10 protein-coding genes are annotated in these 13,311 nt (G+C 39.8%); 8 read left to right on the forward strand and 2 right to left on the reverse strand.

Annotation, left to right across the window (positions count from 1 at the left end):
• Nucleotides 1-17: 17 nt before the first annotated feature.
• The 4 genes from nifJ to glmM all read left to right on the forward strand — a co-directional run bounded on the left by nifJ (nucleotide 18) and on the right by glmM (nucleotide 7,334).
• Nucleotides 18-3,710, forward strand: coding sequence for a pyruvate:ferredoxin (flavodoxin) oxidoreductase (nifJ, locus tag FTX43_RS09855; RefSeq protein ID WP_002320120.1), 3,693 nt, complete (start codon nucleotides 18-20; stop codon nucleotides 3,708-3,710).
• 188 nt (nucleotides 3,711-3,898) lie between these two features.
• Complete coding sequence (cdaA, locus tag FTX43_RS09860; protein ID WP_142644622.1) at nucleotides 3,899-4,786, forward strand: diadenylate cyclase CdaA; 888 nt, start codon at nucleotides 3,899-3,901, stop codon at nucleotides 4,784-4,786.
• A complete protein-coding gene (locus FTX43_RS09865; protein ID WP_002309005.1) occupies nucleotides 4,783-5,955 on the forward strand; it encodes a YbbR-like domain-containing protein in 1,173 nt (390 codons plus the stop codon). The genes cdaA and FTX43_RS09865 overlap by 4 nt, the downstream gene beginning before the upstream one ends.
• 23 nt (nucleotides 5,956-5,978) lie before the next feature.
• A complete protein-coding gene (gene glmM, locus FTX43_RS09870) occupies nucleotides 5,979-7,334 on the forward strand; it encodes a phosphoglucosamine mutase (protein ID WP_002292085.1) in 1,356 nt (451 codons plus the stop codon).
• A gap of 338 nt (nucleotides 7,335-7,672) precedes the next feature.
• Here glmM and FTX43_RS09880 read toward each other — a convergent pair whose 3' ends face one another.
• Entirely contained in the window at nucleotides 7,673-7,897 is a 225-nt protein-coding gene (locus FTX43_RS09880) for a hypothetical protein (protein ID WP_002306487.1), read from the reverse strand.
• A 149-nt stretch (nucleotides 7,898-8,046) separates the two neighbouring features.
• On the opposite strand from FTX43_RS09880, the gene FTX43_RS09890 reads away from it, so the two are divergent.
• Nucleotides 8,047-8,886, forward strand: a complete 840-nt coding sequence (locus tag FTX43_RS09890) for a helix-turn-helix domain-containing protein (RefSeq protein ID WP_002336457.1) — start codon at nucleotides 8,047-8,049, stop codon at nucleotides 8,884-8,886.
• A gap of 158 nt (nucleotides 8,887-9,044) precedes the next feature.
• Here the strand turns inward: FTX43_RS09890 and glmS are convergent, their stop codons facing one another.
• Nucleotides 9,045-10,850 carry a glutamine--fructose-6-phosphate transaminase (isomerizing) gene (glmS, locus tag FTX43_RS09895; protein WP_002313682.1) on the reverse strand — a complete coding sequence of 602 codons (1,806 nt, stop codon included), beginning with the start codon at nucleotides 10,848-10,850 and terminating at the stop codon, nucleotides 9,045-9,047.
• Nucleotides 10,851-11,257: 407 nt separating this feature from the next.
• On the opposite strand from glmS, the gene FTX43_RS09905 reads away from it, so the two are divergent.
• From FTX43_RS09905 to FTX43_RS09915, 3 genes are read left to right on the forward strand one after another with little or no spacing between them, the layout of a single operon-like run.
• A complete protein-coding gene (locus FTX43_RS09905) occupies nucleotides 11,258-11,548 on the forward strand; it encodes a hypothetical protein (protein ID WP_002292074.1) in 291 nt (96 codons plus the stop codon).
• A 12-nt stretch (nucleotides 11,549-11,560) separates the two neighbouring features.
• Nucleotides 11,561-12,586: a signal peptide peptidase SppA gene (sppA, locus tag FTX43_RS09910; RefSeq protein ID WP_002292073.1), complete on the forward strand. Its 1,026-nt coding sequence runs from the start codon at nucleotides 11,561-11,563 to the stop codon at nucleotides 12,584-12,586.
• 2 nt (nucleotides 12,587-12,588) lie between these two features.
• Nucleotides 12,589-13,248: an RDD family protein gene (locus FTX43_RS09915; RefSeq protein WP_002313683.1), complete on the forward strand. Its 660-nt coding sequence runs from the start codon at nucleotides 12,589-12,591 to the stop codon at nucleotides 13,246-13,248.
• Nucleotides 13,249-13,311 lie beyond the last annotated feature (63 nt).

Here is a 13,311-nt window from a genome sequence, read left to right on the forward strand (position 1 = left end):
AACAAGGATGATGAATCATGCGAAAAATGAAAACAATGGACGGCAATACGGCAGCCGCGTATATTTCTTATGCTTTTACCGAGATTGCTGCAATATATCCGATAACGCCCAGTTCGACCATGGCTGAATTAGTCGATCAATGGTCAGCAGCAGGAAAAGAAAATGTATTTGGTCAACCAGTAAAAGTAGTGGAAATGCAATCCGAAGCAGGAGCAGCTGGCGTGGTTCACGGTTCACTGAAAACTGGTGCGCTGACAACTACATATACCGCCTCACAAGGGTTGCTTTTGATGATACCGAATATGTATAAAATTGCTGGGGAACTACTGCCAAGTGTTTTTCACGTTGCTAGTCGGGCAGTGACGACGAATGCTTTAAATATATTTGGAGATCATGGAGACGTGATGGCTGCAAGACAAACAGGGTTTGCGATGCTAGCTGAAAGCAGTGTGCAAGAAGTGATGGATTTGGCACCTGTTGCCCATCTTGCTTCCATTGAAGGCGAATTGCCTTTTTTGAATTTCTTTGATGGGTTCCGTACGAGTCACGAAATTCAAAAAATCGAAGTTTTGGAATATGAAGAATTAGCTCCTTTGGTCAATCAGGAGAAGTTAGCTTCTTTTCGTAAACGTGGGATGAATCCCAATCATCCGACAGTTAGTGGCACGAACCAGAATCCAGATATTCATTTTCAACAACGGGAAACAATCAATCCGTATTATGATAAGTTACCTGCAATCGTACAAAAATATATGAAAGAGATTAATCGATTACGAGGTACTTCTTATGATTTGGTGACTTATTACGGAGCAGCTGATGCAGAAGAGGTCATTGTTTCGATGGGATCAGTTGCACAGACGATTGAGCAAACAGTTGATTATTTGAATGCAAACGGACGGAAAACAGGTTTTTTGAATATCCATCTTTATCGACCTTTTCCAGTGGAAACATTTGTGCAAAAGTTACCTCATACAGTAAAAGCAATCGCTGTTCTTGATCGAAGTAAAGAGCCAGGAGCAGGGGGAGAACCCCTTTTATTAGACGTTCAAAGTGCGTTATATGATTCTGAATTTCGCCCGGCTATTATTGGTGGTCGCTACGGATTAGGTTCGAAAGATGTGACACCCGATCAAATCTCGGCAGTTTTTGATGAATTGCAAAAAGATCCAAGTATACGCAAAAAACGGTTCACCATTGGGATCGTGGATGATGTGTCTTATCAATCTTTGGAAACAAAAGAAAGTCTAGATTTAACAGAACCGCAAACATTCCAGGCAAAGTTTTGGGGATTTGGATCTGACGGAACAGTTGGTGCAAATAAATCAGCCATCAAGATTATCGGGGATCACACAGACAAATATGCTCAAGGCTATTTTTATTATGATTCGAAAAAATCTGGCGGTCTAACTGTCTCTCATCTGCGTTTTGGAGATACGCCGATACGTTCAGCGTATCTTGTCGAGCATGCGGACCTTGTTGCTTGTCACACACCAGCTTACCTGCATAGCTATGACTTAGTCAAAGGATTGAAGCCAGGTGGAATCTTTTTACTGAATACTCTTTGGAGTGACGAACAATTAGAAACGCATCTGCCCATAAAATTAAAACGTTACTTGGCTGAAAATAACATTCGGTTCTATACGATCAATGCCATGAGATTGGCCCAAGAAGTTGGTTTGGGACGACGGATCAATACGGCAATGGAAACAGCATTTTTTAAATTAGCTGACATCATTCCATTTGATGAAGTGATTCCGTTGCTAAAAGAAGAAGCACTAAAAAGCTACGGGCATAAATCAATGGCTATCGTAGAAAAAAACATACAGGCAATCGATCGGACAATCGAACTGCTTCATGAAGTTGTGATTCCAGAAAATTGGAAAACATTGGAGATGCCTGAAAAAATCAATAAAAGGAACAAGGGGTATGTACAAGAAATCCTTGAGCCAGTGAATGCGCAGGAAGGGAATCATCTCTCTGTTGGTACGCTTGTAGCAAATGGAATGACAACTGGCGAAATGCCTTTAGGAACGGCTTCTGTTGAAAAGCGAGGTGTCGCTTTAGAAGTACCTGAGTGGATTAGTGATCGCTGTACGATGTGTAATGAATGTGCCTTTGTGTGTCCACATGCTGCCATCCGTCCATTTTTAGCAGATGAAGAGGAAATGGAAGAAGCACCAGAAGGATTTATCGTGAGAGAAATGAGAGGCGCAGACGGCGTAAAATACCGTATCCAAGTTTCAGTGGAAGACTGTACAGGTTGTGGTCTGTGTGTAGAGGCTTGTCCCGCAAAAGGCAAAGCTTTAGTGATGAAACCTTATGAAGAACAGAAAGAACAAGCTATGAATTGGGCTTTTGCGATGACGCTAAGACAAAAAGAAAATCCAGTGAAAGGGAAAAATACGGTTTTATCGACACAATTCAACCAACCACTTCTTGAATTCTCAGGCGCTTGCTCAGGCTGTGGCGAAACACCTTATGTAAAATTATTGACACAAATGTTCGGCGATCGAATGATGATTGCGAATGCGACAGGCTGTTCTTCTATTTGGGGCGGTGCCTCTCCAGCTTCGCCTTATACGACAAACGAATGTGGTCAAGGGCCTGCATGGTCAAATTCTTTATTGGAAGATAATGCTGAATTTGGTTATGGTATGCTTCTGGCGGCACAGACTCGTCGTGAGGCTTTGGCAAATTCAATCAAAGAAGTATTGCCAAAAGTGTCAGAAGAACTGCGAGAATTGATGGAAGACTGGTTGGAACATCTCTTTGAGAGTGAAGGAACGCAACAAAGAGCAGCAAAACTGCAAGCAGCGATCGAAAATGAACGATCAATTGTCCCTGAACTGGAAGATATATACAAGAGAAGAGATCTATTCGTAAAAAACAGCCAATGGATGATTGGCGGAGACGGATGGGCTTACGACATTGGTTTTGGCGGGATCGATCATGTACTTGCTAGCGGAGCAGACGTAAATATCCTTGTTTTGGATAACGAAGTCTATTCCAATACTGGCGGTCAAACCTCAAAAGCAACACCAGCTTCGGCAATCGCTAAATTTTCAGCTAGTGGAAAATATGCTTCAAAGAAAGACTTAGGGATGATGGCGATGACATATGGGAATGTCTATGTAGCACAAATCGCTTCAGGGGCCAATCAAATGCAGACAATCAAAGCATTTGAAGAAGCAGAAAAGTATCCTGGTCCTTCTCTGATTATTGCCTATACACCTTGTATCACACATGGCTTGCTTGGTGGAATGAAAGAATCGCTTAAAGAAGCAAAAGAAGCTGTTTCTTCTGGTTATTGGTCATTATATCGATATAACCCTACAATGGTCGAAAAAAACAAGAAACCAATGACTTTGGACTACAAAAAACCTGATTTCTCTACTATGCCTGATTTCATGAGGAAACAGGTTCGCTTTTCTTCACTAGAGAACGCAAATCCAAATCTTGCAAAAGCTTTATTTGAAAAGACTGTCCAAGATGCTAAAAAACGTTTTTACAACTATGCTGCACTGTCAGGAGAATTAGAAAAAATCAAGAAAAGACTTGAACCAGAAGAGTCCATTGATGTAGTCGTTAAGACGAGAAAAGAAAAAACGACGGATCTTGAAGCGGAAGAAAGAAGAGCTGCCCGAAGAGCCGCTCGAGCAGAACGACGTAAAAAAATGGAACACGTTACAGAAGAAAAAAGTGAAAAATAACAGAAAAAATGTAATGAATAATTCTCTGAGGTTTAAAAATTTTTATTCTAGAGAAAAATAAAACGCATACTTGTAATTTTCTTGAAAATTATGTGTTTTTCTCAAGAAAAAAACGAGTAGATCAGCCTCTAAAATTAAAACATATGATATACTAGAGAGGAAATCTCAAAAGAGAAGAGAGGCTTTTTATGTCATTTCAAATCGGGGAACTTTTTAATTTGGACTATTGGCAGCAAATATTTTCCGGTGACTTGTTCTCTCTGAATTTTTTGGTGAACATACTTGATATTCTGGTTGTCTGGTATCTTGTATACAAACTGATCCAACTGCTGCGAGGCACAAAAGCGATTCAGCTTCTGAAAGGTGTAGCTATTTTTATTGTTATCCGAATCGTAGCAGAAATCATTGGTCTGCACACCTTGTCTTGGCTGATGAACCAAGTCATCACGTACGGGGTGATAGCTGCTATCGTGATTTTTCAGCCGGAAATCCGGAGAGGACTGGAACATCTTGGACGCAGTTCGCTTTTCAAACAATCAAAAAGCGAACAGCAGGAAGATGAGAAGATGATCTTGTCTTTTGACAAAGCCATCCAATATATGTCCAAGCGAAAAATCGGTGCGCTGATCACTATCGAACGTCATACTGGATTAGATGAGTATATTGAGACAGGGATTGCTTTAGATGCAGATATCACTGGGGAGCTGCTGATCAATATCTTTATTCCTAATACACCGCTGCATGATGGTGCAGTTATTGTAAAAGAAGGAAAGATCGCAGTAGCAAGTGCCTATCTTCCTCTATCAGAAAGTATGTTGATCCCTAAAGAATTCGGGACTCGACACCGGGCAGCTGTCGGTATAAGCGAAGTCAGCGACGCGATCACCATCGTTGTCTCTGAAGAAACCGGGGACGTCAGCATCACGTTAGATAATGAACTGATGGCTGGCTTATCCCAGCAAGAATATTTGGCAATCTTGCGTAGAGAATTAATTGCTGAAGAGAAAACAAAAAATAAGAAAAACGTGATTCAATCTTTCCTAGACGGTATGACTAAGGGAGGGGATCGCAAATGATCTCAAAAGAGAAACGGACAAGCATTCTTTACAGTTTTATTGCATTGCTGTTCAGTATTGCACTGTACTTCAATGCAAATGGACAGTCCGTTCAAAACACGCTTTCTGGAAATGAAGCGTATAATCAAACAGTCACTGGTGTGCCAATCAAAATTTCTTATGATTCGCAACGCTATTATATCCATGGATATGAAAACACAGTGACGGTCAAACTTTCCAGTGCAAACCGAGTCCAGTTGAATGCAGAAGCAAACGAAGATACACGGATGTTTCGCATCACTGCAGATATCACTAAGCTTGGCGAAGGAACACATGAAGTTCCGCTGAAAATTCAGAACTTGAGCAGTGCTGTCACAGCAAAGATGGAACCATCAACTATTACAGTAACGGTTGAGAAAAAGGTGACAAAAGATTTCGATGTGGAAACATTGATTCCTTCAACGATCACACCATCTGGATATGAGCTGGATGATACTTCCGTTAGTCCTAAAAAAGTCTCTATCACTACAGGTGATAAAACGTTGGCCGAAATCAAACGAGTAGTAGCTGATGTAGATGCTTCGATGGTCACGGATGATGGAATCAATAGTGAAGTGCCGATACAAGCGCTGAACGCAGCAGGAGAAATATTAAGTATCATTTCCGATCCAGTGCAAGTAACTGTGAAAGCTGATGCAATCAAACCAAGCAAAACGGTACGACTTTATGGGACGCAACAAGGAACACCAGCTGCTGGGGTTAAAAGCTATGATTTCAGTTTTTCAGACCTGGAAGCAGAAGTAAGCGGATCTAGCGATTTGCTTGCGTCAATCGGCGACAGTATCGTTGTACCAATCAATGTCTCAGGAATCAGTCATCGAACAACTCGTAAAATCGAAATACCAGTAGAAGAAGGACTAAGTATCAAACCTAAATCAGTCAGTGTGGAGATTACACCCGTAATGCAAACGTCAAGCAGCAGCTCCGCTTCGACGAGCAGTCGGACACAAGAAGATACAAATATAAGTACAAGCACCACATCTGCTGATTCAGTAACGGTACCTTCAACAACAACGTCCATCTCTTCTAGTTCGGAATCTGCAACAAGCAGTTCATCCACGAGTACAGAAGAAACGTCGCAAACAAGCGAATCAACACAAATGAGCAGAACAAATTCCTCGGAAAATTAAGTTAAAGGAGTAATTTTACAACTATGGGTAAATATTTTGGAACAGACGGCGTCCGCGGTGAAGCCAACAAGGAACTTACGCCAGAACTTGCATTTAAGCTGGGACGATGCGGAGGTTATGTCCTAAGCCAGCATGAAGAAGAAGGAAAACGCCCACGCGTACTAGTGGGGCGGGATACAAGAATCTCAGGTCAAATGTTAGAAGAAGCGCTGATTTCAGGACTTTTATCGGTGGGTATCGAAGTGTTCCAACTAGGTGTGATTTCTACGCCGGGTGTTGCTTATCTGACACGGTTACAAAAAGCAAGTGCAGGAGTGATGATCTCTGCTTCTCACAATCCAGCGCAGGATAATGGAATCAAATTTTTTGGTGCAGACGGTTTTAAATTAGTAGATGATCAAGAACTAGAAATCGAAGCATTGTTGGATGCAGAAGTAGATGAATTGCCTCGTCCATCAGCTGACGGTTTGGGAACTGTAGAAGAATTTCCAGAAGGTTTATTGAAATATTCTCAATTCCTTGTTCAAACGATCAATGGCGATCTTTCCGGTTTGACGATTTGTGTCGATGCAGCAAACGGAGCAACTTCAACAAGTGTCAATCGTTTGTTCGCTGATCTTGAAACAGATTTCTATACAATGGGCACAAATCCAGATGGTTTAAACATCAATGATGGGGTAGGTTCTACGCATCCAGAACGTTTAGCTGAGATGGTCGTTGAAAAAGGAGCGGACGCTGGTCTAGCTTTCGATGGCGATGGCGATCGCATCATCGCGGTAGATGAACTTGGGAATATCGTCGATGGTGATAAAATCATGTTTATCTGTGCTAAATACTTAGCAGAAAAAAATCGCTTGAAAAAAGACACCATCGTTACAACTGTGATGAGCAACTTAGGCTTCCACAAAGCGGTAGAAGGAATCGGTCTGAAAGATGTCGTTACACAAGTCGGTGATCGTTATGTTGTAGAAGAAATGCGCAAAAACGATTATAATTTTGGTGGCGAGCAGTCTGGACACATGATTTTCTTAGATTTCAACACAACTGGTGATGGGATGCTTTCAGGAATTCAGTTGTTGAATATTATGAAACAGACGGGTAAAAAATTATCTGAGCTTGCAGCAGAGGTAACGATTTATCCGCAAAAATTAGTGAATATCCGTGTAAGTGATAAAAATGGTGCGATGGATGTTCCAGCAATTAAAAAAGTGATCGAAGAAGCAGAAGCTGAAATGGGGTCAGAAGGTAGAATCCTAGTTCGCCCTTCCGGCACAGAACCATTACTTCGTGTGATGGCAGAAGCGCCTACCGATGAGAAAGTCAATTACTATGTCGATAAAATCGCAGCAGTAGTCAAAGAAGAAATCGGTCTAGATTAAGAACCTAAGGTAGAAGAGAAAAAGCAAAGACTAGTGACGGTTATTCGTCGCAGGTCTTTGCTTTTTCTTTTATTTAAAAACATATTGTGTAAGAAATATTATACCAATGTAAGAGATGAAAAAACTCAACATCACTAGTAAAATAGCACGTTTGCGTGCTTTATCTGCTTTTAATCCTATTTTTTTGTGGATATGATCAAGAATAATATAACTAGGAATTTGAGCCAATAGATAGACGTAATAATAGTTTTGCCCGTCCGCAATAAGGAAGTACAAAACAAGAGAAGCAACTATACTATCAAAAAAGAGAATAGACCAGCGTAAGAGCGTTAATTTTGTTACCATCGAAAATCATAGGTAGAACTCCAGCGTGCTTCAGTCAAGGTTATTCTACCAGTCCCTCTATTGCCGTTAGCATCTTCATAACTATCATTTTTGTAAACATCAGGCTTGATAGTGGTAGTATCTAATTCAGAAGCAAGGGAGACGATTGCAGTAGAAGTCAGGACGAGTGAGGAAACAACAATTGTAGTGACAAAAATAATAAGCATTTTTCTTATCATAGGACAACCTCCATTTTGTTTTTGTTATAATATAAGTATAATAGTTTCTTTGTTACCCTTATATTTTATAATCATCGAATTGTTTTTGGTAGATTTGTTGCATAAGCTCACAAAAATTTTGGAGGGAGAAAAAATTGAGGTTTGGCGAAATGTATCGATTTATAAGGAAAGGGAAAGGAATGACTCAAAAAGAAGTTTGTAATGATTTTTTAGATAGGACAACTCTTTCGCGGATTGAAAAAAATGAGACGGAGCCAAGGTTTGAAAATGCTTGTTATTTATTAGAGAGGATAGATGTATCTTTAGATGAATTTAGATATTTGGCAAATATAGAGAATAGAGATAATAGAGATAATCGTACAAGGCTTATTGAGGATTTTTATTCTATTATTTCAAATACAGAAAGTGCACAGATAAGAAAGTTGTATAGACGATGTTTAGAATTTACATCTACTTGTTCAGATAAAAAAATAGAAGAAATCCTGTTGATTTTACGCTTGTATTTATCTGCTGATCCTATAGACTTTGATAAAACAGAATTCAAAGGGTTGGTGACTCCGATTTGGCAGCGGCTTTCAAAAATAGAGGTGTGGACATTAAGAGATATTCAAATATTTGCGATCATTTCATTTCATCTAGAAATCAGCACGTTAGAAATAATGTATCCGATTCTATTAGCTACGCTTGATAGATATAATCGATTGGATGTTGTCGATACAGTAAGGCTGACACTTTTGATGAATATCTCTCAAATATATATACAAAAAAATCTTGTAGAAGATGGCCGATACATGTTGAATCTAGCAAAAGATATGGCGAAACGAGCAAAACGAGCTGATTTTCTAGGCATGATCTTCGTAAGATTGGGGTACTGCCAAAACGATACAAAATTAATGCAAAAAGGGTTTGATTTACTTGAAGTAGTTGAAGAAACGGAATTAAAAGCCAAATTATTAAAGGAACTCCAATATTATAGACAGAGAAAGTGAACGATTTATTTAAACGAGGTTTTAAAAAGTAAACGGGAAATGAAATAAAGTAAAAATACCGAACACTAAAAATCAAATTTTTTGGTGTTCGGTACATACTATGCTTTTATTTTTTTACAAAAGAGTGCAAAAATCAAATGATTTCCCGTACAGAAACGTTACTCAACTGTCACTGATTTCGCCAGATTGCGTGGCTTGTCAACGTCAAACCCTCGTAACAGTGTGGCGTAATAGGCAAGTAATTGAGTCGGCACGACTGTAGCAAGAGTAGACAGATAAGGGTGGACTGCTGGCAGTACTAGTTGGTCATTTTCCTTTTCTAATCCTTCTGAGACGATAACTAATATTTTAGCACCACGGCTTTCGACTTCTTTCAGATTACCTCGAGTATGCGCGCCAGTCACTTCTTCACTGATGATTCCGATCACGGGTGTTCCTTCTTCAATCAAAGCAATTGTTCCGTGTTTCAATTCACCAGCAGCAAAACCTTCAGCCTGGATATAACTGATTTCTTTCAATTTCAAAGCGGCTTCAAGAGAAACGTTGTAGTCTGCCCCGCGTCCGATATAAAAAGCATTTCTTGTGTCACTGAGGTATTCTGCAGCTAGCTCCTCTAAATAATCTTTCTGGGCAATGACCGATTCCATCGCATTTGCGACTAAACTCAATTCATGAGTGATATCGAACGAAAGAGAAGTTTCTAATTCTTTTTTGTCACCGATAGCTTTGGCTAATAAAGTCAGTACTGCTATTTGTGCAGTATAAGCTTTCGTTGATGCTACTGCAATCTCAGGTCCGGCATGCAACAATAGGGTGAAGGATGCTTCTCGCGAAAGAGTAGAGCCAGCAACATTTGTAATCGTAAGTGAAGGATAGTCAAGACGGTTGATTTTTACCAGCACTTGCCGACTGTCCGCTGTTTCGCCACTTTGACTCAAGAAAATAAAGAATGGTTTTTGTGAAAGAAGAGGTGTGTTATAGCCGAATTCACTGGCTAAATGAACCTCGACAGGAATCTGTGTCAATTCTTCCAAAGTCTGTTTACCAGCTAATCCCGCATGGTAACTAGTTCCGCAAGCAACGATGTAGATTCGATCGCTGTCAGATAATGTATCGATCAGTTTTGGATCAAGAGGGACCCGATTGTCTTCTGTTACGTATTTTTGAGCAATACGGCGCATGATAATAGGCTGTTCGTCGATTTCTTTCAGCATATAAAAAGGATAGGTGCCTTTCTCGATATCTGAAGCATCTACTTGCGCTTCAAATGAAGAACGTTCCATAATGTCGCCCGCAAAATTTTGGATAATAATTTTGTCTGATGTAACGGTAACCATCTCTTCATCTTCGACCTCGACGAATTTCTTCGTATGAGCAAGCATAGCCATTGCATCGCTAGCAATTACATTGAATCCATCACCAAGTCCTACTAACAATGGGCTTTTGTTTTTCGCTACATAAATCACATCAGGTGTTGTACGATCAATCAAAGCGAAAGCATAAGAACCTTTGATGACGCGCAAAGCTTTTAAAAATGCCTCTTTTGCCGTCATATCCTTCGCAAAAGTTTCAATCAGATGAGCGATAATCTCAGTATCTGTCTCACCGATAAAGTGATCATCTGTTAAATAAGCATTTTTAAGTTCTTCGAAGTTTTCGATCACGCCATTATGGACAAGCACGAAACGCCCGCTTTGTGAAGTATGTGGATGGGCATTTTCCTCAGATGGTTGTCCGTGGGTTGCCCAACGTGTATGGCCTATGCCTATATTTCCTGTAGTATCAGAAGTTATTCTATCTTTTAAATTTTGGATTCTGCCTTGTGCTTTGACTAAATGATCTGTCGTGCCATCTGAGACAAAGATGCCAGCTGAATCATAACCGCGGTATTCCAATTTTTCTAGCCCGCCAATCAATCCTGGTGTTACATTTTTTAATCCAATCATTCCAACAATTCCGCACATAAAAAACATCCTACTTTCTATAATGAATTCGTATGAATGCTTCCAGCTGCAGGAAAATCCTTTTGTTTTATCTTTGCAGATACTTTTTGTGGATCTTCTGTAGAGTGCAGTCCCTAGGGTCATCCGCCGAATCTTTCGATAAACCCTCTCCTCGTCATCTGTTTACACAGACCAGGCGCTATCCTAAAAGGTATAACTATCCTCCTTTTTTGTTTTTTATCTGGAAACATTTAAAATCATACCCTTTTGCGAATGTTTTTGTCAACAAAAAAAGAATAAAAATAAATTGGTATATATCGAATTGCCTTTTGGGTGTGCGTTTTGTATCAAAAAATAATCGGTTTTTGTCTATCATCTTTTTCAGGAGTTCGGTACAATGGAAAGTAATAGGATGAAGGAGGAGAAAAATGGATTCAAAAATTGAAATCATGACACTTGGAATGTTAAAAAAACAATTGTCCGAATTTGAAGCATCAGCTGGTGTATCAGATGATACAAAAATATTTTTAGATACTGGTTGGGATAGCATCCAGGAAATCGCACCTGATGCCTTGGAAGTTGTCCAAGCGCGAGAGTTTACGGTAGAAGATGAATGGACAAAAGAATCATTTTCTGGGTATGCGCGTGAAGAAAAAGCAGAGCGGTTCGACGCTTCCGAGAAGTCAGAAACTGTAATCGTCATAAAAAACTTGTATTAGAAAGGAGAAAGAATGAATAAAAAACGTTGGGCAGCAGTTCTGATTGCTGCGGGATTATTTGTGGTTTCGTTAGTTTCGGCGAGTTTGACTAACCCTCAGGAAAACAATCAAGTCGAAGGGTTGAACAGTTGGTTATACGGGGATGAAGAGTTAGTACCAAATGTGTTGGAAGAGGGAGACAGTACGCAAAAAATCGTAAAACTGACAGTAGATGGAACGATTGCTGCAGGAGGATCTTCTGGCTTATTTGCTTCTGAAGGTTATAACCATGAAAATTTCATGGAACAACTGAAAGCTGTGGAAGAAGATCCAACAGTTAAAGGAATCTTTTTAGAAGTAAACTCTCCTGGTGGCGGTGTCTATGAAAGTGCGGAAATCGCTAAGAAATTAGATACGATCCGTAAAGAACATGATATCCCGATGTATGTCAGTATGAAAAACATGGCAGCTAGCGGTGGTTACTATATTTCTGCTCAAGCAGATAAAATCTTTGCAACCGAAGAAACAGTGACCGGTTCAATTGGTGTGATCATGTCAGGATTGAATTATTCAGGGCTTTTAGAAAAACTGGGTGTGGAAGACACAACAGTGAAAAGTGGCGCGTTGAAAGATATGGGATCAGGAACACGCCCAAAGACAAAAGAAGAGGAAGCAGTGCTTCAAGCGTATATTGATAGTGCGTATCAACGATTTGTAAGAATCGTTAGCGAGGGACGGAATAAATCTGAAGAAGCAGTCAAAAAAATAGCAGATGGAAGGATTTATGATGGTGTCCAAGCAAAAGAAGTAGGTTTAGTTGATGAATTGGGATTCCCTGAAGACGCCTTACAAGCTATGCGAAAGGAACAAAAGCTTGAAGATGCTGAATTAGTAGAATATTCCTCCCCATCATCTGGATTTGCCAGCACATGGTTAGGGAGCAAACTGGCAGAGTTCCAAGGATTGAAATCTTCTGAAACTAGTCAGATCTTATCAATACTTGAGAATCTCGGAACTGCAGAATCACCAAAAGCAATGTATTATTACGGAGGTGAGTAAGCATGACGGAACTTCCAAACGAAAATACGGAACAAGGAAGAGAGAGGCAACAGCAGCCTGCTGTGGGACCTGATCCAAGCTTTTCCCAAAAAGTGCTGAGCTCTTTTGAAAGAGAACCGATGACATCAGAAGAAATCAAAAAGAAACAACGGAAATGGAAAAAGTATACTGACACAAAAAATGAACCACCAAAAGCAAATGATTTTCCTCATTATTTCTATGCAGGCTTTTTGATCCGAATGTTTGCCTTCTTGATCGATCTTTTGTGTATCGGAGCTATTACACGTTTAACACTTGGTATTGCCAAAAATCTAGGTTGGCTGAATTTTTCAGATTCGTATTTGAGTCTCTATGGATTCACGGCATTACTCATTTATTTAGCGTATTTTGTTTTATTGACGAAACTCAATCATGGCCAAACGATTGGGAAAATGATCTTCGGTATTCGAGTCATCAGCTTTGATGAAGAAGAACTTAGCTGGTCAACTGTTTTAGTTAGAGAAGGTGCTTGCCGGTTCATTTTAAAGTTTCCTTTGCTGATGTTAGGGTATCTTCCAGCAATCTTTAATCAGAAAAAGCAGCATCTGGGAGATTTTTTCACTAATACAAGTGTCGTTACGATTAATCTGATCAAAGCATTCAACCAAGAAGTTAACAGCTGATGATCCATAAAAAACAGTAGTTTGAAGCATCTTATAAAAGTCAGATCAAAAATCTAGCTTTTA

Origin of the sequence: Enterococcus sp. DA9 (genome assembly GCF_008000875.1) — a bacterium.
GTDB lineage: Bacteria > Bacillota > Bacilli > Lactobacillales > Enterococcaceae > Enterococcus_B > Enterococcus_B lactis.